Origin of the sequence: Glutamicibacter sp. (genome assembly GCF_050701915.1) — a bacterium.
GTDB lineage: Bacteria > Actinomycetota > Actinomycetes > Actinomycetales > Micrococcaceae > Glutamicibacter.
In genome coordinates, this window is the sequence record NZ_JBOGEG010000025.1 from 25,267 (window position 1) to 49,221 (window position 23,955).

Sequence of the window (23,955 nt, forward strand, 5' to 3'; positions counted from 1 at the left end):
CCTCGCCGTGGCCCAAGAAGTAACCTATGCCGCCAGCTCATCAGCTAGCGGCGGCACCGAGCTTGCCGAAAAGGAGCGTTCCAAGGCAAGCGCGCTGCCGCCTCCAGGAGGCGCCAAGCGCGCACGCAGGCCAGCAGAGCGGCGCAAGAATCTGGAGATCCTGTTCTTCGTCAGCCCGGCATTGCTGCTGATCGCGGTCTTCATGCTGGTCCCCATCATCCAGGCAGTGCGCTTCTCGGTGTACAACTGGAAGGGCTTCGGCCCGCTGGTGGACTTCGTGGGCTTCAAGAATTACGTCCGGGTGCTGGGCAACGAGGTGTTCACCGACGCCCTGGTCCATAACCTGGTCATCATCGGCGGCTCCATCGCCCTGCAGCTCCCGATCGGCCTGGGCATCGCCCTGCTGCTGAACCGGAAGATGAAGATCCAGTCCCTGCTGCGCACCATCATCTTCGTGCCCTACGTGCTTTCCGAAGTCATTGCCGGGGTGGTCTGGTTCCAGCTGCTGCAGCCGCAGTACGGGGTCATCGACACCATCATGTCCAAGCTGGGGATCCAGGGGCCGGCCCAGGGCTGGCTGGGTACTCCGGAACTCGCCTTGTGGACCGTGCTGGGCGTACTGACCTGGAAGTACCTGGGCCTGGCGGTGATCTTGTTCCTCGCCGGTTTGCAGGGCGTGCCTTCCGAGCTCTACGAGGCGGCAGAGATCGACGGTGCGTCCTGGTGGCAGATCCAGCGCAAGATCACCATCCCGCTGCTGGGCCCCACCCTGCGCACCTGGGGATTCCTGTCCATGATCGGCTCGCTCCAGCTCTTCGACATGGTCTGGATCCTCACCGGCGGCGGACCGGCCAACGCCACGACCACGATGGCCAGCTTCCTGGTTTCGGAAGGAACCAAGCGCCAGAACTTCGGGATCGCCGCGGCCGCCTCGGTCATCTTGTTCATCGTCGCACTGGTTCTGGCCATCTCCTACCAGCAGTTCATCCTCAAGCGGGATTCGCAGCCGGATGACGAGCGCACGAAGCGGAAGAAGGCCAAAGCATGAGCGCCACCTTGGGCACCCGCCCGCAGCACACCCCTGCCCAGGCCCGTCGCGCCAAGAAGCGCAATGGCCGGCAGGGCGGAAACGTCCTGGTCTACGCCATCGCCCTGGCGGTCGTAGCGATCACCCTGGGCCCGGTGCTCTACGGGGTGCTTGGCGGCTTCCGCACCAACGCGCAGCTGGCCGGGAATCCGGCAGGCCTTCCCGAGCCGTGGGTGCTGGAGAACTACGCGGTCGTGCTGAAGAACCCGGATTTCTGGCAGTACGCGCTGAACTCCACGATGATCGCGGTGATCACCACCGTCGTCGTGGTGGTCTTCGGCATCATGGCGGCCTACCCGCTGGCCCGCTACAAGTTCCGCCTGCGCGAACCGATTTTCATGGTCTTCGTGCTCGGCTTGCTGTTCCCCGCCACCGTGGCGATTGTTCCGCTGTTCATCCTGATTACCCGCGATCTGGACATGGGCAACACCTGGTGGGGCGTGGCCCTGCCGCAGGCAGCCTTTGCGCTGCCAATGACCGTGGTCATCCTGCGCCCCTTCCTGATGGCGCTGCCCCAGGAATTGGAAGAGGCCGCCCAGCTCGATGGCGCAAGCCGCATCGGCTTCTTCTGGAGAATCCTGCTGCCGCTGTCCGGGCCGGGCATGGTCACCGTCGGCGTGCTGGCCTTCGTCGGCTCGTGGAACGCCTACCTGCTGCCGCTGTTGCTGCTGCAAGGGGATATGCGCACCTTGCCACTGGGCGTCGCCGACTACTCGAGCGAGCACTCGGCGGATACCGCCGGTGTCTTCGCGTTCACCGCGCTGGCCATGATCCCGGCACTGATCTTCTTCCTGGCCATGCAGAAGCGCATCGTCAATGGGCTGCAGGGCGCAGTCAAGGGCTGATCGGGCCCGCCTCAAGCAATCGAAATCTTTGAAGACAAGGAACTGCCATGAAAACCGTCGAGCAAACCTGGCACGACATCTCCCTTCCTGCTGAACAGCGCGTCGCCGCGCTCATGGATGAAATGACCCTGGAAGAGAAGGCCGGGCAGCTGGGCTCGTTCTGGATTCGCCCGGAGGAAGAAAACCAGCACGGCGAAGGCAATGTCGCGCCGATGGCCGATACCTTCACCGCAGGCCCCAGCTTCGAAACCGCCATCAAGGACGGCTTGGGGCATATCACCCGCGCCTTCGGCACCATCCCGCTGGCCCCCGCCGAAGGCCGCGAACGCCTGGTCGAGCTGCAAGAACAGGTCATTGCCGCGAACCGCCTGGGCATTCCGGCCATCGCCCACGAGGAGTGCCTGACCGGCTTCACCACCCTGGGCGCGACCTGCTACCCGGCTTCCATTGCCTGGGGCGCCACCTTCAACCCGGAACTCATTGGCGGCATGGCCCAGCGCATCGGTGCCGACATGCTGAAGATGGGCGTGCACCAGGGCCTGTCCCCGGTCTTGGACGTCACCCGGGACTACCGCTGGGGCCGGGTGGAAGAGACCATGGGCGAAGACCCCCACCTGGTTGGAGAGCTGGCCGTAGCCTACGTGCGCGGCCTGCAGGACTCAGGGGTGCACGCCACCTTGAAGCACTTCGCCGGCTACGCGGCCTCGCAAGCCGGACGCAACCACGCGCCGGTCTCCATGGGCCCGCGCGCCCTGGAAGATACCGTCTTCCCTCCGTTCGAACGCGCAGTTCGCGAGGGTGAAGTGAAGTCCGTGATGAACTCCTATGCGGACGTGGATGGCGAAGCGCCAGCGGGCAGCCACCGATTGCTCACCGAAGTGCTGCGTGGCCGCTGGGGCTTCGCGGGAACCGTCGTGGCCGACTACTGGTCCGTCAGCTTCCTGCACAGCATGCACGAAGTCGCAGAAGACGAGAACGCGGCGGGCCGGCTGTCCCTGGAAGCCGGCATGGACGTTGAGCTTCCGGAGACCACCGCCTTCGCCAACCTGGCCCAGGCCGTCCGCGCCGGAGAACTGGAGCAGGAAGTCCTGGACACCGCGGTACGCCGCGTGCTGGCCCAGAAGCTGCAGATGGGCCTGCTGGATCCAGGCTGGAACCCGCGCAAGGCCTGGCTGGGCGATGACGTGGAACTGGACTCGGCGGATAACCGTGCCCATGCCCGGAAAATGGCCGAGGAATCCATCATCCTGCTGCGCAATGAGCAGATTCTCCCCTTGGAGAACCCGGCACGTTTGGCGGTCATTGGCCCCAGCGCCTCCCAGCCGCGCACCCACCTGGGTTGCTACTCCTTCACCAACCACGTCTACTCGCGCTTTGCCGAGCAGCAGGACTACGGCGTGCCGATGGCCTCGATCCTCGAAGCCTTGCAGCAGGCTCCTGCGCTCGCCGGATCGCAGATCGAGTATGCCCGCGGCGTGGACTTCACCGATCTGGATGATTCAGGCATCGCCCAGGCCGTCGAAGCGGCCCGCAGCGCCGAAGTCGCGGTGGTTACCGTCGGCGACCTCGCCGGCCTCTTCGGCCGTGGCACCTCGGGAGAAGGCTGCGACGTTGTCGACCTGCGCCTGCCCGGGCGGCAGGCGGATCTGGTGGAAGCCGTGCTGGCGACCGGCACCCCGACGGTGCTGGTCCTGGTCACCGGGCGCCCGTACTCGCTGGGGCAGTTCGCGGGTCGCACCGCGGCCATCATCCAGTGCTTCATGCCGGGTGTGGAAGGCGGGCCGGCGCTGGCCAGCGTGCTGACCGGCAAAGTCAACCCCTCGGGCAAGCTGCCGGTGCAGATCCCCGACCATGTCGGCGGGCAGCCGGGCACCTACCTGGCCTCCAAGCTGGCGTGGCATGCCGAAGGCGTAACCAACCTCGATCCCCGTCCGCTGTACCCCTTCGGCTACGGCAGCTCCTACACCAGCTTCGAAATCTCCGGGTTGGAGCTGTCGGAAACTGGTATTGCTACCGACGGAACCCTCCGGATCAGCGCCACCGCAACCAATACCGGAGCGCGCTCCGGAGCTGAAGTGGTGCAGTTGTACCTTGCTGATGCGGTGTCGCAGGTGGTGCGCCCGCGCCGCTGGCTTGCCGGCTTCGCCAAGGTGCAGCTCGAGGCGGGGGAGTCGAAGCGGGTCACCTTCACGCTTCATGCCGACCGCACCTCGTTCACCGGGCTGTCCGGAAAGCGCATTGTGGAACCGGGCAAGTTCACCGCGCTGGTGGGATCGAGCAGCGAGGATCTCGCGGCGCAAGCCGACTTCCGGATCACCGGCAAGGTGCGCGAAGTGGCCGAGGGCCGCGTGATGGACACCCCGGTGGACATCGCGTAGCCGCTAGGCGGTGCGCCGCCGCAGTGCAGCTTAGAGAACGTATGTGCCGCTGCGCCCCTACTAGGGTGGCGCAGCGGCTGCACGCTAGTGAACTAGTTGCCGTTTAACCGTGCAACGCATGCCCGAATTTCGTCCGCGAAGAGGTAGATATCTTCCAACTCGTCAATCGGATGCCGGATCTCCTTCTTTTCTTCGTCAAGAAGGCCGATGTATTTCTGGGCTTTTGCATTGAAATGGAGCCGGGCGATCGTTCGTCGATTGTTATCGTCTAGCAAGATCCCAAAATAAGTTTTGCTATCCCGGTGGGTCACACGATTCGGCTTGACTTCGCTACACGCAATTGCCTTGACAATTTGGTATCCCGCGAGTTCTTCTTCGGTGGTAACTACGCCGGTCTTATCCGATTCTTCTTTCGCTTCGACTGCGCTTTCAGCCGATTTATGAACTTGCTCCGAAGTTAGTTCGCCTCCTGGAAGCGGTAGTTCTATGGTGTCGCCGTCACGTAGCGCATTTTTAAGTCTTTCATGCACTTTTTCTTTCAAAAATTGCTTAGTTGCTTTACCAACCAACTCAGTGAAAAGTGATAAATTATCCGCGGTTGCTCGGCGTTCTGTTACCTTTGCCATCAGTAACCGAACGAAATCCTTTCCAGGTTCCTTGAACTCATTGCCGATTTCGCGCTTGAGCGCTCCGACATATTTGAGCTCCTCAGCTGAGTTCAATACGGAATCTAGATTGAATGTTTCTTTAGTAAGTTTTGAGAGTTCGGGGTAGACAATTTCGTCAATGTCCAATAGATCAAGCACGAGGAACGGCTTTTGGTCCATGATATTCGGAGCGTCTAGATCCGTGAAAAAATGATAGGCCTGGCCATTGGTCAACACGCCGATTCGCGCGTTGGTAACTGAGAAGTACCGAAAGAGCTGCGAGGCATGTTTGACGTTGAGCGGGTCACCGACGTGTTTGCACTCGATCAGGATCTGGACCTCGCCATCTTTCATGATTGCGTAGTCAACTTTTTCCCCTTTTTTCATCCCGTGGTCAGCAGTAAATTCCGGAATCACTTCGAGGGGATTGAATACGTCGTATCCCAAAACACGCGAAATAAATGGCATAACGAATGCGTTCTTCGTTGCTTCTTCAGTTTGGATCGAATCTTTCTGTGCGCGTAATTTGGCGGAAAGATCTTCAATGCCTTCTATGATCCCCAATTCAACCCCTCAATTTTGAAATTGCAATAGTCTGATACAACCGTGTGACTGGTACTACATTTTTGATGCTATCAGACCGACGCGACAATAACGCTTGGTCTGGATTCTGTTCTACCGGGTGAACTTAAATTGGGATTCAATGAATATCTCGAGAATGCGTTTTTGATATAGGAATTGGGTCAGGATATCCAATCGTCGGAGTGTTTCTATGCGGTGCGCCGCCGCAGGGTCAGGGAACCGACCAGCAGGGCGGCGGCGATCCAGGCGACGATGACCAGCATGCTGCTTGCCGTCGCCGAATCCACTGTTCCCGCCGCGGCATCCGAGAGGGCATCGATGGCGTGGGACAGCGGAAGCCAGTCGCCGATGGCCTCCAGCACGCCGGGCAGCTGCTCGCGGGGCAGGATGATGCCGGCCAGCAGGAACTGCGGGATGACCAGCGCGGGCATGAACTGAACCACCTGGAATTCGGTGCGCGCGAAGGCGCTGGCCATCAGGCCGAGGCTGATGCCCAGCAACGCGTCGAGGGCGGCCACCGCAAACAGCAGCCAGAAACTGCCTTCGATCTCCAAGCCGCAAACCCAGATGGCGAAACTGACCGCGATCATGGTCTGGAGGATCGCAACCAGGGTGAACGCCAGCGCATAACCGAAGATGAATTCGCCCTTGGCCAGTGGCATGCTCAGCAGGCGCTCAAGGGTTCCGCTGCGCCGCTCGCGCAGTGTTGCGATGCTGGTTACCAGGAACATGACCACGAATGGGAACAAGGCGATCATGGCCGGCCCAATGCGGCTGAAAGCCGGGGTATCGGTGAAGATCCATGCGATCAGGCCGATCAGCAGGCTGGGCACGATGAGCATCAAGGCAATGGTCCGCGGGTCATGGCGCACCTGGGCCAGGACCCGCCCGGCGGTGGCGAGCGTCCGTTTCATGGCTGGTTCCCTTCGGCCGCGGCCCGATGCTTCGGTGCAGGTGCGGCGCCCCTTGGCGGCTGCCCGGTGCCGCCTGCCGCGATCAGGGCAACGAAGGCATTCTCGGGATTGTCTGCACCGGTTGATTCCATAAGTGCTGCCGGGGTCATCTGGCCGAGCAGCTTTCCCTCGCGCAGCAGCAGGATCTCATCGCAACGCATGGCTTCGTCCATGACATGGCTGGAGACGACAAGGCAAAGGCCGGTGGCCGCCAACTGCGAGAACATCGCCCACAAATCCGCACGCAGTACCGGGTCCAAACCCACCGTGGGTTCATCCAGGATGACGATTTCGGGCGAGCCGAGCAGCGCGATGGCCAAGGACACCCGATTGCGCTGTCCGCCGGACAGATCCATGGCCAGGCGGTCAGCCTGGTCCGCCAGGTCCGTGGTTTCAAGGACCCGATCCACTTCTGCTGCAGGCTGCCCGAGGATCTTGGCGAAGTAGGCGATGTTCTGCCTGACGCTCAAATCGTCATAGACGCTGGCTGCCTGGGTCATGTAGCCGACCCGGTTGCGCAGGGACTTGTGCCCCGCGGGCTTTCCGAGAACGGCGACAGTACCGCTGCTGATTATCTGGTTGCCCACGATGCTGCGCAGCAAGGTGCTCTTGCCGCTGCCACTGGGGCCGAGCAAGCCGATGATCCGTCCCGGCGCGAGTTGGAAGCCCACTTGGTCCAGGACCAATGCCCTTCCGCGTCTGACGTCGAGCCGCTGCACATCGACACAAGCCATTTTATTCATCACATAATGAATTAGAGACCCATGCCAGCAGCATGTCAATGGTTCAACGCAGGCAATTCCCCGGTGAGGTAGCGCTGGATGGTGGGAGCTACCAGCTCAATAACCTGCTCATCATCCATGGAGGCCAAAGGCTCCAAGTCAATGATGTAGCGCGCGACAATGAGCCCAACAATCTGGCTGGCCACCAGGGCTACCCTCGGCTCGGCGCTTTCTTCCGGCAAACGCGCACCCAAGCGCGAGAAAATCTCCTTCTGCAGGAAGGGGCGGAGGATTTTCGTTGCGCTGCTGCTGGAAATCAAACCCCGGACCATTGCCGTTGCGGCCGTGCGGAAAGCCGGCTTGCGCCAGGTAGTGAGCAATGCGCGAGTCAGCGCTTCGCCCATCTCCTCCAGCGGCGCTGTTGCCGCCTCGGCGATGATTTCCCCGGGGTTGACGGGGATGCGCATGGTCTGGACAAACAGGTCGTTCTTGTCCTTGAAGTAGTGGTGCACCAGTGCTGGATCCACCCCGGCTCGGCGCGCTACCGACCGGAGGCTGGCTGCCTCGTATCCGGCATGGGAGAACTCCTTGGACGCGGCTTTGAGGATCGTCGCTTTAGTTGTCCCCGTGGTGCTGCCCTTGGGGCGTCCACGCTTCCGCGCACTCGGGACCTCGTTCGGTACTTGCTCGCTCACGATTTCAGCATACTTCCGGAACCTTGCAACAACGCAGAAAGGCCGGGCAAAAGCCCGGCCTTTCTGGGATCCGCTAACTGCTACTTCTTTGCTGCAGGCGCTTCCGGTGCAGTGGCACCCTTGGCGAGTTCCGCATGCAGATTCGCCACGGATGGGAACTGCAGGTCTGGGCGGAACGGGAAGGTGTCCATGTCTTCGCGGGCGGTGATGCCGGTGTAGACCAATGCGGTCAGCAATCCGGCTTCCATGCCCGCAACGATATCGGTGTCCATGCGGTCGCCGATCATTGCGGTGGTTTCCGAGTGCGCATCGATTCGGTTCAGGGCAGAACGGAACATCATCGGGTTCGGCTTGCCCACCACGTATGGCTCGCGGTTGGTCGCACGCGAGATCAGGGCCGCGATCGCACCGGTGGCCGGCATGATGCCTTCGGTGGAGGGTCCGGTAGCGTCCGGGTTGGTGGCGATGAACTTCGCCCCGCCTTCGATCAGGCGGATGGCCTTGGTGATGGCTTCGAAAGAGTAGGTTCGGGTTTCGCCCAGCACAACGTAGTCAGGGTTCTGATCGGTCATGATGAAACCGGCATCATGCAGTGCAGTGGTCATACCGGCTTCGCCGATAACGAAGGTGCGGCCGCCGGGGCGCTGGCGAGCCAGGAACTCTGCGGTGGCCATCGCGGAGGTCCAGATGTTCTCCTCCGGGACGTCCAGGCCCGATGCCAGCAAGCGCGCACGCAAATCGCGCGGGGTGTAGATGGAGTTATTGGTCAAGACCAGGAAGCGCAGGTTGTTATCGCGCCAGTAGCTCAGCATCTCGGCGGCGCCCTTGATGGCCTGGTTCTCGTGAACCAATACCCCGTCCATGTCCGTGAGCCAGCATTTGATGTCGTGGACAGTTCGCGTACCGCGGATTGATGTTGTCACGAGGCGTGGATCCTCCCTAGGAAAATATGTGGTGGGAGCTATCGGCACTGAAAGTATCCCGTTCTATTAAGAGATTACACAGGCTCACGCAAATGCGCCGTGAACAAGGGCACGAACATAACGAACTAGGCTTAATACTGTGAACGAAGAAACGCATGAACCAGTTAATGATCCCAGCGCGCAGCATGTCATCGGAGTGGGCCCCTGGGAAGGGGAACTGCCAACCGACGGGAAATATGATCCCCAGCTGCTTGCCGAGGGCGACCGGCGCAACGTTGCGGACAAGTACCGCTACTGGACGATGGACGCCATCATTGCTGATCTTGACGAACGCCGCCATGATTTCCATATCGCCATTGAAAACTGGCAGCACGATATGAACATCGGCACCGTGGTGCGCAGCGCTAACGCCTTCTTGGCCAAGGAAGTCCATATCATCGGCCGTCGCCGCTGGAATCGACGAGGCGCCATGGTTACTGATCGTTACCAGCACGTACGCCACCATGCAACGGTGGAGGAGTTCGTTGCCTGGGCTGAGGGCGAGGGATTGACGATTCTGGGAATCGATATCTTCCCGGACTCCGTTCCACTGGAAACCTACGACCTGCCAAAGAACTGCGTGCTGGTCTTTGGGCAGGAAGGTCCCGGGCTTAGCCCGGAAGTCCACGCCGCGGCCAAGGACACCTTGTCCATCGAGCAGTTCGGCTCGACTCGTTCAATCAATGCGGCTTCCGCAGCCGGAATTGCTATGCACGCATGGGTGCGCAGGCACGTGTTTGGGCAAAAAGTAGGTTAACAGGAAATTTAATACTGACGAGTTTAGTCGAGCATCTGGATTAGTTATCATTTTCAGCCTACGCTGGGTTTTAGTTATGAAAACGTGATCTGGGAGAGGGCGGTCGTGAAACGACGTCATCAAGTGAACCATGACTTGTTGTTGCCGGGGCTGCCTCGGCGCAGAAGGCCACTGGTTATATGGTCGACTTCTATCGTCGCCGCGTTAGGGCTGACGGGAGCCTTGGCGATCCCGATCATGGCTCAGGTCGGCGACTCCAGGCAGGGCGACATCCCTGTGGGCATCGATGCCGTTGCTGATCCGTCATTGTTCAACGGAACTGTCTATGTCAGTGCCGACGCTCCGCTGAACGCATTCGGCGGTTCCGGCAAGGAGCTGGCCATTGACGGCCGTCCAGTTGGAATGCTTGATGGTGCTGATGCTGATTCCGAGGCGTCCAGCATTGACAACGAATCCTCAGCTCTGCTCGCGGGCATGGTCGGTGAACTCGGCAAATTGCCTGGCGACCTGCAACTGATGCACCCGGTCAAGACCCGTCGAATTTCCAGCCCTTATGGCTGGCGCTCCAACCCTACCGGCCCTGGCAACCAGATTCACATTGGCCAGGACTACCCGATTTCTTGCGGCTCGCCGGTCTACGCTTCTGAAGCCGGCACGGTGACCGTATCGGCATGGGCCGGGCACTCCGGCATGCGAGTGACTATTGATCACGGCAGCAATGTCCAGACTGGCTACAGCCACAATTCGAAGTTGATTGCCAAGGTGGGGCAACGGGTTGAGCAGGGTGAGCTGATTGCCCTGGCTGGCACTACCGGCAACTCGACCGGTTGCCATGTGCACTTCGAAGTCATCATCGACGGCCGTTGGCACGATCCGCGTAACTACCTGCCAACCATTCCGGGGCAGCGCCAGGCAATGATTAATTCGCAGCGGCTGACGGTCAATGCGGGCAGTGCCCCGAAGGGCAACGGCTCGCGGGTTCCTGATCGGGCTCCAAGCGGTCCGGATCCAGACGTCATTGTCCCTGAGGATGACACTCCAGTCATTCCACGGCCGAAGCCGACCCCATCGGAGTCGCAGCGCCCGTCGCCGAGCGAGAGCGAGAGCGAAACTCCAAGCGGTTCGCAGTCTCCTGACGGTTCACAGAGCCCTGACGGTTCACAGAGCCCTGACGGTTCACAGAGTCCAAGTGGTTCGCAGAGTCCAGGTGGTTCGCAGAGCCCAGACGATTCGAAGAGTCCAGGCGAGAGCGAATCCACGGCACCTGAACCCACGGAAGAGCCTGAGGTGGAGGTCACTTCGAATCCGGAAAAACCAACGGAGTCTGAAGAAGTCGTTACAGATCCTCCAGCCGGCTCAGATTCTGCACCGAAGACGGATTCGTCGAAGTCGACCTCTACCGGAACTGAAACTCCGACAGCTTCCAAGAGCTCTGCATCAGTGCCAAGCACCACGACCAAGACGCAGCTAGCTCCGTCGGGAAGCACTTCTGTAAGCGCAACAACCGAATAGAGAACGTAAAAAGCCAGCGGCCAACCGTAATGAGACAAGCTCTCATCTGGGTTGGCCGTTTGCTTTGCGGTAAACCGCGGAATTCCCCGTGTCACGATACGAGATTTAGGGCTTAGTTAGTGACATAGCCGATAGGATGGATGGCGAACCGCCGTCAATGGAGACGCGTAACCTCGCTAATCACCAGGAGTGAAGCATGCCTATCGCAACCCCCGATAAGTACAATGCAATGATCGATGCTGCCAAGGCAGGCGGCTACGCCTTCCCAGCAGTGAACGTGACCAGCTCGCAGACTCTGAATGCCGCAATTCGCGGCTTCGCAGAGGCTGAATCCGACGGCATCATCCAGGTCTCCACCGGCGGCGCCGCATACTGGTCTGGTGCATCCATCAAGGATATGGTTACCGGCTCGCTGGGCTTCGCAGCCTTCGCCCGCCAGGTTGCCAAGAACTACGGCGTAAACATCGCATTGCACACCGACCACTGCCCAGCGGACAAGCTGGACGATTTCGTGTTGCCGCTGCTTGCCGCTTCGGAGGCTGAAGTCGCTGCAGGCCGCGATCCATTCTTCAACTCCCACATGTGGGACGGTTCGGCTGAAACCCTCGAAGAGAACCTGCGTATTGCTGCTGAACTGCTGCCACGCACCGCTGCCGCGAAGCAGATCCTCGAAGTTGAAATCGGTGCCGTTGGCGGCGAAGAAGACGGCGTCGAGAACGCGATCAACGACAAGCTGTACAGCACCGTCGAAGATGCCATGGCTACCATCGAGGCTTTGGGCGCCGGCGAAAAGGGACGCTACATCACCGCGCTGACCTTCGGCAACGTCCACGGCGTGTACAAGCCAGGCAACGTAAAGCTGCGCCCAGAGATCCTGAAGGATATCCAGGCTCAGGTTGGCGCCAAGATCGGCAAGGCGAACCCATTCGACCTGGTATTCCACGGCGGATCGGGCTCTTCTGAGCAGGAAATTGCTGACGCAGTAGCCTATGGCGTGATCAAGATGAACATCGACACCGACACCCAGTACGCCTTCACCCGCCCGGTCGCTGGCCACATGCTGGGCAACTACGATGGCGTGCTGAAGATCGACGGCGAAGTTGGCAACAAGAAGACCTACGACCCACGCGTGTGGGGCGCCAAGGCTGAAGAGTCCATGGCTGCCCGCATCGTTGAAGCTGCCCAGCAGCTAGGCTCGGCCGGAAAGTCGCTGAAGTAACCATGGTCGGAGAGAATCTACTGGGTATCCCAGAGACACTGTTGCCCGAGGAAACCGACTTACTGGCACGCTACGAAGCCGGTGACGAAGCGGTAGATCTTGCTGCTCAGTTCCCTGCATCTTCGCTGGTTTGGGCGCTGCTTGCCAACGAAGCGCACAGTGAGGGCCGCATTGTGGAGTCCTACGCGTTCGCACGCGTTGGCTACCACCGCGGCTTGGACTCCCTGCGCAAAGCCGGCTGGCGCGGACAGGGCCCTGTGCCTTGGCGTCATGAGCCAAACCGCGGCTTCCTGCGTTCGCTTTACGCGCTGGGCCGTGCAGCTGCCGCCATCGGGGAGACTGAAGAAGTCGACCGTATTGGCAAGTTCCTCAATGACTCGGATGCCACTGCCAAGGCTGAAATCGAAGCTGGCAAGTAAGCGATATTTCAACCGCAAACGGCGGCTATTCTCGCAAAGAGAATAGCCGCCGTTAGCTGTTTAACGCATCGAGGGCGTGCTCAAGAAGTAAGAGAAATCGGGTGCGCGGAAGCTGAGTAATACCTGCCAGACGTCATCCTCTCCGTCAGCAGAAGGCAAACATACAGGTCAAGACTCATTCAGTAACATGAGGGCGTTCTCATGTTGTTCTACTTTTGGACTCATTTAGTTCACCTAAAGTTCATTTAGAAGGGATCGTCACTTCACACCTTTGAAAGGGATAGCAATGTTGTCATTCTGGATGGGACTAGCGTCCAACGTCATCGGCATTACGGTTCTCGTGTACTTCGTGTACTTCCGCCGCCACTTCCGCCGCGACCTCGTGCTGGCTTATATTGCTTTGAGCATGGGCATCTTCGCTGTCACCTTGTTGCTCTCGGGTAGCGGCGCGGGCATGGGGCTTGGCCTGGGCCTCTTCGGCATTCTCTCGATTATCCGCCTCCGTTCGGACACCCTGACCCAGGAAGAAGTGGCCTACTACTTCATTTCACTGGCCATCGGATTGGTCAACGGCCTGCACCCGGACCCGGCATGGCTGGCTCCAGCGGCCACCGCGGCCCTGGTCCTGGTGATGTTCCTCGCTGACCACCCGAGCTTCGCTCCACGCACCGAGCGCCAGACCGTGACCCTGGAGCGTGCCTACCCGAAGAAGGCGGATCTGCAGGCTGCATTGGAAGAACTGCTGGATGCCAAGGTGCTGCGAACCGTAGTTGTCGAGTTGGACATGGTCCGCGACCTGACCATCGTTGATGTCCGCTTCCGTACCAACGCTGCCGGCAGCAAGTCCAATGCCAAATCCAGCGCATCCGAGAGCTTCTCCGGCACTTATGAATTGGCGAACAGCCAGTCCGCACCGGCAGCGCAGAACGGAGCCAAGCAGGAGACGTGGTCCTGATGACTACGCTTGCAACCAAGGGCGCGGACCTCGTTGCCTCCCAGGCGCGCGCGGCTCTTGAAGAAGCCGTCATCGCCCGGGAACCGATCAGTCTCGAAGACGTGATCTCCGAAGCCGCGCTGCAGACCCGAGTCGACAAGAAGTTCCTGCTGGCCCCAGAGGAGTTCACGGCCTTATCCGAGCGCTTGGGCGATAAATTCAAGATCATGCAGATCGATGGCCTGCGTACCTTCCGTTACGAATCGGTGTATTTCGATACCGAGGACTACGACCAGTACCGCGCCCACCGCCAGGGACGGCGCCGGCGATACAAGGTGCGCTCGCGCACTTATGCTGACACCGGGCTGTCGATGTTCGAGATCAAGACCAAGGGGCTTCGCGGGTCGACGGTGAAGCACCGCGTCGAGCAGGATCTGGACAGCGCGGGCGAGCTGACCGAAGAGAACCTGGAGTTCCTGGAATCGGTTCTGCGCCGCGAGTACGGGCAGGAAGTCCCCCAGCTGCAGCCAGTGCTGGACAGCGCCTACCGGCGTGCAACTTTCGTGAACCCCATCGACGGCGAACGGCTGACCTGTGACGTCGAGCTGGAATACGCCAACGGCGAATCGAGGGTTGACGGACCAGACTTGATTGTCGTGGAAACCAAGTCCGCTGATGGCCGGGGAGCTTCGGACCAGGCCTTGGCCGAGCTGGGCATCCGAGAGGTATCGATGTCCAAGTATTGCATCGGCATTGCACTGCTGAACCCGCAGCTGCCGGCCAATCGCTGGAGCCGTTTGCTCCAGCAGAGCTTCGTCCCGGATCCGACGCTGCGCTAGATCCCGTGCAGGATTCGGCTACCGCTCCGAGGCGAGTCGGTAGCCGAATCCGCGTACCGTCTCAAAACGTTCCGAGCCGAGCTTGTTGCGCAGGTAGCGGACATACACATCCACCACGTTGGATCCGGGGTCGAAATCATAGCCCCAGACCCGGGAAAGCAATTGCTCGCGGCTCAGCACCTGGCCCGGGTTGCGCAAGAAGGCCTCGGCCAAGGCGAATTCACGCGCGGAAAGGTCGACTTCGCGCTCATTGACCGTCACCCGGCGGCGCAGCAGGTCCATGATCAGGTCCTCGTGGGCCAGCGAGGAAACTTCGGGTGCGTTGTCCTCGGCGCGCAGGCGCAAGCGCACCCGCGCCAGCAACTCATCGAAGTGGAATGGCTTGGCCATGTAGTCATCGGCGCCGTTCTGCAGGCCGGCTACAGTGTCTTCCACGCTGCCCCGTGCGGTCAAGATGATCACCGGGGTATCGATCTGCGCGGCGCGCAGACGCCGCAATACCGAGAAGCCGTCCTCATCTGGCAGGCCAAGGTCGAGGATGATCAGCTCATGATCACCCTCGATGGCCTGGGTGAAGCCATCATGTCCGGTTTCTGCGATGGATGAGGTCAGTCCCGCAGCACGCAGCCCCTTGGCTACGAACGAACTGATTCGCGGTTCGTCTTCAATGATCAGTATCTGGCTCATGCTTCCTTGCTTCCAGTCGTCAATGGCATGTCAATGTAGAACGTGGAACCCTTGCCATGTTCCGAGTTCACCCACACGCGTCCGCCGTGGGTCTCCGCTATGGCCTGCACGATGTTCAGCCCCAGACCGGACCCGGAAGAACGAACAGAGTTCTGGCCCCGTCCAAAGCGCTCGAAAATACGTTCAAGATCTTCAGCCTGTATGCCCACGCCCGCATCGGATACCCACCAGCGCAAAGTGGTGTTGCCATGCCCATCCCGGACGATCTCGTTGCCCAAGCCGATGCGGCTATCCGCAGCAGAGAACTTCACCGCGTTGGCACAGAGCTGAAGCATGGCCTGGGTGGTCCGGATCGGGTCGAGAGCCACGGTGGCCTCCGTGCGGTAGTCCACGCGCCACTGGCGCGGACCGAGGCCGCGGGCCTTGTCGAGGATGTCGTCAAGCAGCTTGCCGACTTCTGCCGGCTCCACCTGGAGGAAATCCGTGCGGTTGGACTTTGCCAGGGTGACCAGGTCATTGATCAGCAAGGACATGCGCCCGAGCTCATCCATGGCGATATCGCGGCTCTGGGCAACGTCGTCGGGATCGTTGGGATCCATCAGTTCCAGATGCCCGTTGATGATAGTCACCGGCGTGCGCAGTTCGTGCCCGACATCATCAAGCAGCTGGCGTTGGGAGCTGAGCGCGCCTTCAAGGCGATCCAGCATTTCGTTGACTGTGACCGTCAGTTCGGCGAATTCGTCATTTCCGGAAACTTCAATGCGCTGGGATACGTCGGTCTCCGAGATCTGCTGTGCGGTAGTTTGCAGGCGGCGAATCGGGTCGAGCATTCGTCCAACCACAAGCCAGGCGGCCAGTGCGGCCACGAGCATGACCGAGGCGCCGACGGCACCATAGATCATGAAGTTGCGGTCGTTGGCGATGGCCTCGGCAGAGTAGTCATAGGCCAGCACGAAGGCGCCATGCTCGTGGTCTGCAGGGAGGCTAACCGGAACAACGACGGCGCGGTAGGTCGTGATGTCCGTGTCGACAGTTCCCAAGCGGATATGGTTGGCGTCCTGGACGCTTCTGGCCCATTCGAGGAATTCCGGATCATCTTCCAGTCGGGTGTTGACGATATCCGGTGCGGTCCAACGCACCTCGTCACCAACCAGGGAGAGCATGCCCTGCTTCGGGGAGGGCAGGGTGCGTTGCATTGCGATATACAGCAAGTCTTCGGCGTGCTTGAAGCGTTCCATGGTTCGCGGATCGACACCAGTATCGGTGAGAACTTCGAATTCCTTGACGGTGCGGGTCAATGACTCGTCGAGGCGTTCATTGAGTTCGTGGCGTTGAACCGCAAAGCTCGCGGTACCCGCTGCCAGCAGGGCGAGGCCTACCAGGAGCATCATGCCGGTCAGGACCCGTGCTCGGATGGACCACCGGCGTTCTGGCGCTCTAGTCATCGTCGTCGTCGTCATCGTCATCGTCGTAGTCGTCGTAGTCGTCATCGTCGTCATCATCGTCGTACTGGGTGCCCGAAGGAGGCAGCGGGACGACGGTCTTCTTTGGCGGTGCTGGTGCTGGTGCTGGAGGTTTCGGCTTGGGCTTCGGTGTCGGGGTAGCGCTAGGCTTAGGCTTTTCCGAGGTTTTCGGCTTGGCGGAGGTGCTCGGGCTGGAGGACGGCTTTTGGGATTCAGTCGCCGGGGCAGAAGGCGAAGAGGAGGGGCTGTTGGGGGTGCCGCTCGTCGGAGACGGAGTTGCTTCTTCGAAGATGAACCCTTCCCCGAGGTCCTGGTCCGCCGGACCTTCCAAGGCTTGGCTGATTCCGAAAGCGCCAAGAAACACGACTGCGATTACAGCGATTGTCGCAAAGACGCGGCGCAAAGCTTCCTTTCCCATGTTTTTCATTGTGGCTGAAATAAATGAGATATAGATGAGAGACGCCGTTAGATGACGAAAAGCCTGTCTCGGCTAAGCCAGGTGCTCGAAGATAATTACCGTCTGGGTGGATGAGAACGCGCGGTTGGAACCCAAGTGCGCGGCCACGAATGCCCGTAGGTCTTCGATGCTTCGGGTAGCCACCCGTACCAGCAAATCCGGCGAGCCGCCAAGAACGAAGACTTCCTTGACCTCGGCGAGCTCTTTGAGCTGATGCGCCGAGGAGAGCAAGCGGTCTCGGGCTGTGGACGAGACCACAATAGAGATCATGGCGTTGACGGCCACGCCAAGTAGTTGCTCATTGATCGCAGCATGGTAGCCGGTGATCACCCCCGCCTTGGCGAGGGCTTTCACCCGGCCCAAGCATGTGGACGGCGCCAGGCCGACTTTTGCAGCCAGGACGTTATTGGCAATTCGAGCATCCTTGCTCAGCTCGGTGAGAATGGACAAATCCGCTTCGTCTACACGAACAGGATTCGGCTTGGCATCGCCTTGAACTGTCCATAATGAACCTGCCACGGTTGATCAACTCAATTCTTTGGGAAAGTTCAGATTTAGTCGCACTATATCGAATCTGATTCTACGATGGAAACACCATGGAGAACGGAAGTTCTCCCGCTTTGATCTTGGCTGAACAGGAGATCCAATGACCACGGAACTGACCCGAGAGACCCTTGCCCAGTTGGACGCGGCAGACCCGCTGGTGGCCTTTGGCGACCGCTTCAACCTCCCGGAAGGCGTCATCTACCTCGATGGCAACTCATTGGGCGCGTTGCCAAAGGGTGCGGCCGAACGTGCCGCCAAGGTGGTGACCGAAGAATGGGGCCAGGGCCTGATCCGTTCCTGGAACACCGCCGGCTGGTTCGAGATGCCGCTGAAGCTCGGCGACAAGCTGGGGCGGCTGCTGGGCGCGAACCCCAGCGAAACCGCGATCACTGATACCACCACACTGAATCTGTTCAAGGCCTTGGCATCGGCACTGCGCACGCAGAAGGCTGATGCCCCGCAGCGCCGGGTGATTCTCACCGAACGCGACAACTTCCCAACAGATATCTATATCGCCGAGGGATTGGCTGATCTGGTCAACTCGCTCTCGCAGGAAACAGGTGTGGCCTATGAAGTGAAGCTCATCGATGGCGAGGTGTCGCTGCGCGCTGCACTGGACGAGACTGTCGCCGTGGTTGCCCTGTCGCACGTGAACTACCGCACCGGTTCCATGTGGGACATGGACGAGACCACCGCAGCAATCCACGGCTCCGGAGCCCTGGTGGTCTGGGACTTGGCCCATGCCGCGGGTGCAGTGCCGATTGACCTGAATGCAGCAGATGCCGACTACGCCGTGGGCTGCACCTACAAGTACCTCAACGGCGGCCCGGGCTCTCCGGCTTTCATCTGGGTCAATGCCCGCCACCATGAACGTTTCTGGCAGCCGCTGTCCGGCTGGTGGTCGCACAAGTCGCCCTTCGAGATGGCTGATAGCTACACTCCAGCAAATGACATTCGCCGCTTCATGTGCGGCACCCAGCCGGTCACTTCGCTGGCCATGATCGAGGTTGGCCTGGACATCGCGCTGGAAGCGGACATGGACAAGGTGCGTGCCAACTCGCAGGAACTGGTGGACCTGTTCATCGAGCTGGTTGAGACCCGCTGTGCCGGCTACCGCCTGGAACTTGTGACTCCACGCGAACATGCTGCTCGCGGAAGCCACGTCAGCTTCCGCCATGAGCATGGGTACGAAATCATCGCTGCGCTCATTGACCAGGGTGTCATCGGGGACTACCGCGAACCTGAAGTCCTGCGCTTCGGCATCACCCCGCTGTACCTGACGCGCACCGATATCTGGGATGCCGTGGAGAAACTGCGTGAAATTCTGCACACCAATGCCTGGCAGCGCGAAGAGTACGCCGTGCGTAATGCCGTGACATAACGCAAATTCCGCCGCTTTCAGGCCTTGGTGCCCCGAAGCCAGCGAATCTGCGCGAGAGTAACCTTAAGAGCAGCACGGCATTTTCGATGCCGTGCTGTTCGCATAGGTCTAAAGGGAGCATCGTTGGGCAAGCAGCCGGTACGCGCCACTGAAGTCGGTTCGGGTTTGAAGAAGTCGCTGACTCCTGGGCAGATGTCCATGATCGCGCTGGGCAGTGCCATCGGCACCGGCCTTTTCGCGGGCAGCAAGCTCGCCATCGCCATGGCCGGTCCCTCGGTGATCATCAGCTACCTCATTGGCGGCGTAGTCGCCTTGCTGGTCATGGGCGCATTGGCGGAAATGACCGTTAAGCAGCCGGTGGCCGGTTCCTTCGGGGTCTACGCCGAACGCTACCTGGGACGTTTCGCTGGATACCTGACCAAGTACCTGTACTGGTCTGCGCTGATCTTCGCTGTGGGCACCGAAGTCAGTGCGGTAGGCGAGTACATGCAGTACTGGTTCCCCGAGATTCCAGGGCTGGTTTGGGTCCTTGTCTTCTCGGCCGCGCTTCTGGGCGTGAACTTCTCCAGCGTGAAGATCTTCGGAACCACCGAATACTGGTTCTCCGCGATCAAGGTCTTCGCGGTGGTCGCGTTCATCATCATTGCCCTCTGGCTGGTCTTCCACGACCCCAGCGACCAGTTCGGGTTCCATAACTACTCGGCTGAAGGCGGTTTCTTCTCCAATGGCCTGTTCGGCATGTGGACCGCTGTCATCGTGGCGATCTTCTCCTACATGGGCATCGAGGCGATCTCCATTGCCGCCGCCGAAGCAAAGAACCCCAAGATCGCCGTGCGCAAGGCCTTCAAGGTCTCCTTCCTGCGCTTGCTGCTCTTCTACGTGTTCACCATGGCCCTGATCCTCGCGGTGGCGCCCACCAGCGAACTGCTGGCCGGCGGATCGCCATTTGTCACTGTGATGTCCCAGATGGGTATCCCCTTCGCCGACTCGGTACTGAACTTCGTGCTCATCATTGCCGCGCTCTCGGCCATGAACGCCCAGCTCTATGCGGCAACCCGCATGCTGCATTCGCTGGCCGATTCCGGGCACGCACCGCGCCTGGCACACCGGACCAACAGCGCGGGCGCTCCTATCCACGCGGTGTGGATGTCTGCCGGAGGCATCGCCGTGGCAGCACTGGTCTACGCGATTGTTCCTGAGGGAGGCTTCGGCATCATGATGTCGCTGGCTACCTTCGGCGCCCTGGCGACGTGGTTCATGATCCTGGTGACCCACGTGTCCTTCCGCCGCCAGGTGCGCCTGGACCGGGCCGTCCTGGAGTACAAGTTGCCAGGATACCCGGCCGCGTCGATTCTCGGCTCGGTACTGCTTGGCGGCCTGCTGGTGACCTCGTTCTTCGTGCCGGAATTCAAGTACACCCTGATCTTCGGTGTTCCCTTCGTCATCGTGATGTCGGTGCTCTACAGGCTGGTTTTTGCCGGCAAGAAACAGCCGGCGGCGAAGTAGCAGGGCAATCATCCGCGGTGCTGGTTCGCTGGAGATCTGCGGCGCGGGCACTAAGATCTTAAGGGGCCTGCCAGTTGGCAGGCACCGCAACTTTCGAGGAGCAATGGTGGCCAAGCTGTATTTCCGCTACGGAGCGATGAACTCGGGCAAATCCACGAGCTTGCTGCAGGCTGCCTTCAACTACGAGGAACGCGGCCAGCGTATCCTGCTGGCCAAGCCGGGGGTTGACACCAAGGGCGAGAAAACGATCGTTTCCCGCCTGGGAATCGAACGCGAAGTCGACTTCAGCGTGGGGCCGGAAGAGAACCTCCGCGAGAAGTTCGCGGCCCATTGCCTCGGCGATGACCCTGATGCCTTGCTGCCGCATGTGGATGCGCCGCCGGTAGCCTGCCTGCTGGTCGACGAAGTGCAATTCCTCTCCCGCACCCAGGTCGATGATCTTCTGCGCATTGCCGTGCTCGATGATGTCCCGGTGCTCGCCTACGGTATCCGTACCGACTTCCGCACCCGTGCCTTCCCGGGGTCGGCACGCTTGATGGAACTGGCGCACTCCCTTGAAGAGCTGAAGACCATCTGCCGTTGCGGGCGCAAGGCCATGTTCAATACCCGCCGGTCAGGTGACCACATTGTTTTTGATGGAGACCAGGTCGCTATCGACGGTGAAGAGGTCTGGTACGAGTCGCTGTGCGCTGCCTGCTATCTGGAAGCATCCGGCGGCAAGCTGAGCTAGCTCGGTGGGCTAGCCGGTAGCACTTAGGGCCGGCAGCTTCGCGCCGGCCGAAAGCCGCCGGCGGCCGGTTCACCCAGTGGCGGCCAGCCGGGTAATGCTGGCCCCGGCCCATTCAGCGTTTTCGCTGCGATGACCCATTCAAGGATGAACCTCCAGAATGAAGATTCATCCTGCTGGCTTTGCCTCCGGTGCATCGGGATCTCCCGAAGGCGCGGTGCTGAAGTCCACGGATGCGAATATTCATCGGCACCGGTTCGTGCCGGACAGCTAGAGGGCGCAAAACCCATGGCGGAAAGAACCGCCTGCTTGCGGCCGCAAGCAGATACCAGGGAGTCCAGGAGGGAATCGTGAAGAAGGAATTGACGCATGCTTCGATGCATGATGCGATCGAGCAAGGGCGTACTGCCGAGGCTGTCGCCATGGCAGTGCTCCACGACCCTGACATGCTGGTCGAAGAGCTCGGCTACCACCGGATCACGCAGGACGCCCAACCATACTGGGACTTCGCGCAGGAATGGATCGCCGCCGCCCGGGTGCTCGACAAGCCCGTGATCGCTCGTTGGGTGGCTGACATTGCCCTGGCCGAGTTCGCGTATCTGGAAATCCAGTGCGAAGCAGCCCAGCTGCTTGTCGACTCGGTGCAGGAAGCGAAGAACTACCTGGCTAGTTTGATTGAGGACGTCTCGGTCCTGAGCGATAACCCGGAAGCTGCCTTGACCAAGAAGGAAGTTCGAGAATTGACCGCTAGCGCGCGGGAGCTGGCAGAACTGAGAATTCCCGGCGCGAGGCGTTAGCCGATGAGGCCGGCAACGGCCCGCTGCAAGCCCCAGTCGAAGCCATCAGCCAGTGGTGCGTCGACATCGAGCTGCACGAGGTTCTGGCGGTAGGCAACCGAGCCGAGCACGTGGTTCAGCAAAAGCTGCTGGCCATGGCGGGCATTTTCGGCAGGCAGCCCCGCTGCTTCCAGCAGGGTGCGAAGCTGCAGCACCGGCTGGAGCTCGGTGGCCTGCATCGCGGTGGCGACTTCGATGACCTCGGGGCTGTCCTGAATCGGCAGCAATGCGAGGTAGAGCTTGCGTGCTAGCTGCAGGATCGCCTCGGATGGGGAGTTGTAGTCCCCGGCAGCCACCGACAGCGCAGGGGTGTTCAGCAGCTGGGCCGCAACCTGCGCCAGCAGCTCCTGCTTGTTCTTCACATGCCAGTAGAGCGCACCGACCTGGACATCGAGTTCCTTGGCCAATCGGCGCATCGACAAATCAGCCAACCCGAACTGTTGCAGGATGCCGACCGCGGTGTCCACGACCGTTAACTGAGTCAATGCCATGGTGACAAGTCTAGTCGCAACGCCTGCGTGCGCTTAGGCTCCAAACACCGTGCGGTCCAGGAAGTCGTTGCGGAACTTGCCGGACGGATCCAGGCGCTGCGCCAAAGCAATGAAGTCGTTGAACTTCGGATACAGCCCGGCCAGCTGCGCGCAGGTGGCTGCGAAGAGCTTGCCCCAATGCGGGCGTGCCGCAAAAGGCGCCAGTGCTTCCTCGATCCGTGGAAGGAGCGCCTCGACAGCCTCCTGCTGGGGCTTCCAGGTGAAGTGCAGGGCGATGCCGTCGCGGCCGTAGTTTCCACTGAGCCACAGTTCATCGGCGGCAATGGTGCGCACTTCCGAGACCAGCAGCAGAGGAGTGATGGCGGCCGAAAGCCTGCGGATAGCCTGGATCGCTTCTACCGCGTGCTCGCGCGGGACCAGGTATTCGGTCTGCAATTCATCGCCGGCACTGGGGGTGAAGTCCATGCGGAAATGCGCCAAGCGATCCGACCATGCGCCGGACTGGCCCAACTGGATGCTGCAGATCCCGCCATCGGCACCGGGCAGCGGGTGCAGTGCAGCGGTCGCCGGGAACCCGCCGAACCGGCCCTGGTCAATATGCTCTACCAGCGCATCGCCGACGCGGCGCTTGAGCCAGGCCTGGCCTACCTGCTCGCCGCTCCAGTCGGTGAACAGGCTGACGCTGTAGGCCGAAGCCTGGATGGTGTCAAAGCCGTCGAGCACCTTGTCCCAGGACAGGTCCTGGTACACGGTCTGCTGCACCTCGAAGCTCGGCACGATATCCAAGGTGAGGTGAGTCAGCACGCCCAGCGCGCCCAGGCCGACCACGATGCCATTGAAATCCTCGTCGCCGCGCTGCACGCTCAGCTGCGAGCCATCGGCCAGCACCAGTTCAACTGTGCGCACGGCGGTGGCGAGGTTGCCATGGGTTTCGCCCGAACCGTGGGTTCCGGTGGATACTGCGCCGGCCACCGAGATATGCGGCAGGGAGGCGAGATTGTGCAGGGCGTAGCCGGCGCGTTGCAGTGCATCGGCCAGGGCTCCGTAGGTGGTGCCGGCGCTGACGCGCACGGCCATGGCCAGCTCATCAATCTCGATGGCTTCTGGCATCTTGGCCAGGGTGATCATGGTTTCGCCGGTATCGGCGATGTCATTGAAGGAGTGGCGGGAGCCCAGGACCTTCACGGCCTTGGCTGCGCGAACAAGCTCCTGCAGCTGCTCGAGGCTGGCGGGATGCAGCAGTTGCGTGGCCCGGTATTCAAGATTTCCCGCCCAGTTCAGTTCCTTGTTGCGCAGTTCCACGGCTAATC

At 60.7% G+C, this 23,955-nt stretch carries 24 protein-coding genes; 13 read left to right on the forward strand and 11 right to left on the reverse strand.

All coding sequences use genetic code 11. From position 1 onward, the window contains the following. Positions 1-7 precede the first annotated feature (7 nt). The 3 genes from ACRDT3_RS13815 to ACRDT3_RS13825 are packed head-to-tail and all read left to right on the forward strand — an operon-like array spanning position 8 to position 4,310. Positions 8-1,048, forward strand: coding sequence for a carbohydrate ABC transporter permease (locus ACRDT3_RS13815; protein WP_431493525.1), 1,041 nt, complete (start codon positions 8-10; stop codon positions 1,046-1,048). Further along, complete coding sequence (locus tag ACRDT3_RS13820) at positions 1,045-1,932, forward strand: carbohydrate ABC transporter permease (protein ID WP_431493526.1); 888 nt, start codon at positions 1,045-1,047, stop codon at positions 1,930-1,932. Before ACRDT3_RS13815 ends, ACRDT3_RS13820 begins: the two co-directional genes overlap by 4 nt. A 47-nt stretch (positions 1,933-1,979) precedes the next feature. After that, positions 1,980-4,310 (forward strand): glycoside hydrolase family 3 N-terminal domain-containing protein, encoded by a 2,331-nt coding sequence (locus tag ACRDT3_RS13825; protein WP_431493527.1) that lies wholly within the window; start codon positions 1,980-1,982, stop codon positions 4,308-4,310. Between the two features lie 92 nt (positions 4,311-4,402). On the opposite strand, the gene ACRDT3_RS13830 is transcribed toward ACRDT3_RS13825, so the two are convergent. From ACRDT3_RS13830 to ACRDT3_RS13850, 5 genes are all read right to left on the reverse strand, one after another. After that, positions 4,403-5,521 (reverse strand): type I restriction endonuclease, encoded by a 1,119-nt coding sequence (locus tag ACRDT3_RS13830; protein WP_431493528.1) that lies wholly within the window; start codon positions 5,519-5,521, stop codon positions 4,403-4,405. A gap of 206 nt (positions 5,522-5,727) precedes the next feature. Then, a complete protein-coding gene (locus ACRDT3_RS13835; RefSeq protein ID WP_431493529.1) occupies positions 5,728-6,453 on the reverse strand; it encodes an ABC transporter permease in 726 nt (241 codons plus the stop codon). Beyond that, on the reverse strand, positions 6,450-7,226 hold the full coding sequence (locus tag ACRDT3_RS13840) for an ABC transporter ATP-binding protein (RefSeq protein ID WP_431493530.1): 777 nt from the start codon (positions 7,224-7,226) through the stop codon (positions 6,450-6,452). The genes ACRDT3_RS13835 and ACRDT3_RS13840 overlap by 4 nt, the downstream gene beginning before the upstream one ends. A gap of 44 nt (positions 7,227-7,270) precedes the next feature. Further along, the gene (locus ACRDT3_RS13845; protein ID WP_431493531.1) at positions 7,271-7,909 is read right to left on the reverse strand and encodes a TetR family transcriptional regulator; all 639 of its coding nucleotides are present in this window, start codon (positions 7,907-7,909) and stop codon (positions 7,271-7,273) included. Positions 7,910-7,989: 80 nt separating this feature from the next. Next, positions 7,990-8,832 carry an HAD-IIA family hydrolase gene (locus ACRDT3_RS13850; RefSeq protein WP_431493532.1) on the reverse strand — a complete coding sequence of 281 codons (843 nt, stop codon included), beginning with the start codon at positions 8,830-8,832 and terminating at the stop codon, positions 7,990-7,992. 139 nt (positions 8,833-8,971) lie between these two features. Between ACRDT3_RS13850 and ACRDT3_RS13855 the strand changes: the two genes are divergently transcribed. The 6 genes from ACRDT3_RS13855 to ACRDT3_RS13880 all read left to right on the forward strand — a co-directional run bounded on the left by ACRDT3_RS13855 (position 8,972) and on the right by ACRDT3_RS13880 (position 14,551). Continuing rightward, positions 8,972-9,628 (forward strand): TrmH family RNA methyltransferase, encoded by a 657-nt coding sequence (locus tag ACRDT3_RS13855; RefSeq protein WP_431493533.1) that lies wholly within the window; start codon positions 8,972-8,974, stop codon positions 9,626-9,628. Between the two features lie 222 nt (positions 9,629-9,850). Then, a complete protein-coding gene (locus ACRDT3_RS13860) occupies positions 9,851-11,140 on the forward strand; it encodes a peptidoglycan DD-metalloendopeptidase family protein (RefSeq protein WP_431493534.1) in 1,290 nt (429 codons plus the stop codon). A gap of 196 nt (positions 11,141-11,336) precedes the next feature. Then, positions 11,337-12,359, forward strand: coding sequence for a class II fructose-bisphosphate aldolase (gene fbaA / locus ACRDT3_RS13865; protein WP_431493535.1), 1,023 nt, complete (start codon positions 11,337-11,339; stop codon positions 12,357-12,359). A 2-nt stretch (positions 12,360-12,361) separates the two neighbouring features. Then, positions 12,362-12,778 (forward strand): DUF3151 domain-containing protein, encoded by a 417-nt coding sequence (locus ACRDT3_RS13870; RefSeq protein ID WP_431493536.1) that lies wholly within the window; start codon positions 12,362-12,364, stop codon positions 12,776-12,778. 286 nt (positions 12,779-13,064) lie between these two features. Next, entirely contained in the window at positions 13,065-13,733 is a 669-nt protein-coding gene (locus tag ACRDT3_RS13875; RefSeq protein ID WP_431493537.1) for a DUF4956 domain-containing protein, read from the forward strand. After that, positions 13,733-14,551: a polyphosphate polymerase domain-containing protein gene (locus tag ACRDT3_RS13880; protein WP_431493538.1), complete on the forward strand. Its 819-nt coding sequence runs from the start codon at positions 13,733-13,735 to the stop codon at positions 14,549-14,551. The genes ACRDT3_RS13875 and ACRDT3_RS13880 overlap by 1 nt, the downstream gene beginning before the upstream one ends. An 18-nt stretch (positions 14,552-14,569) precedes the next feature. Here the strand turns inward: ACRDT3_RS13880 and ACRDT3_RS13885 are convergent, their stop codons facing one another. From ACRDT3_RS13885 to ACRDT3_RS13900, 4 genes are all read right to left on the reverse strand, one after another. After that, the gene (locus ACRDT3_RS13885; RefSeq protein ID WP_431493539.1) at positions 14,570-15,238 is read right to left on the reverse strand and encodes a response regulator transcription factor; all 669 of its coding nucleotides are present in this window, start codon (positions 15,236-15,238) and stop codon (positions 14,570-14,572) included. After that, on the reverse strand, positions 15,235-16,683 hold the full coding sequence (locus ACRDT3_RS13890; RefSeq protein WP_431493540.1) for a sensor histidine kinase: 1,449 nt from the start codon (positions 16,681-16,683) through the stop codon (positions 15,235-15,237). The genes ACRDT3_RS13885 and ACRDT3_RS13890 overlap by 4 nt, the downstream gene beginning before the upstream one ends. After that, positions 16,676-17,119, reverse strand: a complete 444-nt coding sequence (locus ACRDT3_RS13895) for a hypothetical protein (RefSeq protein ID WP_431493541.1) — start codon at positions 17,117-17,119, stop codon at positions 16,676-16,678. The genes ACRDT3_RS13890 and ACRDT3_RS13895 overlap by 8 nt, the downstream gene beginning before the upstream one ends. A 72-nt stretch (positions 17,120-17,191) precedes the next feature. Continuing rightward, entirely contained in the window at positions 17,192-17,677 is a 486-nt protein-coding gene (locus ACRDT3_RS13900; RefSeq protein ID WP_431493542.1) for an Lrp/AsnC family transcriptional regulator, read from the reverse strand. 127 nt (positions 17,678-17,804) lie between these two features. On the opposite strand from ACRDT3_RS13900, the gene kynU reads away from it, so the two are divergent. The 4 genes from kynU to ACRDT3_RS13920 all read left to right on the forward strand — a co-directional run bounded on the left by kynU (position 17,805) and on the right by ACRDT3_RS13920 (position 22,115). Then, positions 17,805-19,085 carry a kynureninase gene (gene kynU / locus ACRDT3_RS13905; RefSeq protein ID WP_431493543.1) on the forward strand — a complete coding sequence of 427 codons (1,281 nt, stop codon included), beginning with the start codon at positions 17,805-17,807 and terminating at the stop codon, positions 19,083-19,085. Positions 19,086-19,208: 123 nt separating this feature from the next. Beyond that, positions 19,209-20,591, forward strand: a complete 1,383-nt coding sequence (locus ACRDT3_RS13910) for an amino acid permease (RefSeq protein ID WP_431493544.1) — start codon at positions 19,209-19,211, stop codon at positions 20,589-20,591. Between the two features lie 106 nt (positions 20,592-20,697). Next, positions 20,698-21,321: a thymidine kinase gene (locus ACRDT3_RS13915; protein WP_431493553.1), complete on the forward strand. Its 624-nt coding sequence runs from the start codon at positions 20,698-20,700 to the stop codon at positions 21,319-21,321. Between the two features lie 347 nt (positions 21,322-21,668). Beyond that, the gene (locus ACRDT3_RS13920; RefSeq protein ID WP_431493545.1) at positions 21,669-22,115 is read left to right on the forward strand and encodes a hypothetical protein; all 447 of its coding nucleotides are present in this window, start codon (positions 21,669-21,671) and stop codon (positions 22,113-22,115) included. Here the strand turns inward: ACRDT3_RS13920 and ACRDT3_RS13925 are convergent. Further along, on the reverse strand, positions 22,112-22,645 hold the full coding sequence (locus tag ACRDT3_RS13925; protein WP_431493546.1) for a TetR/AcrR family transcriptional regulator: 534 nt from the start codon (positions 22,643-22,645) through the stop codon (positions 22,112-22,114). The genes ACRDT3_RS13920 and ACRDT3_RS13925 overlap by 4 nt on opposite strands. 33 nt (positions 22,646-22,678) lie before the next feature. Next, positions 22,679-23,947: an FAD-binding protein gene (locus ACRDT3_RS13930; RefSeq protein ID WP_431493547.1), complete on the reverse strand. Its 1,269-nt coding sequence runs from the start codon at positions 23,945-23,947 to the stop codon at positions 22,679-22,681. Positions 23,948-23,955: the final 8 nt, after the last annotated feature.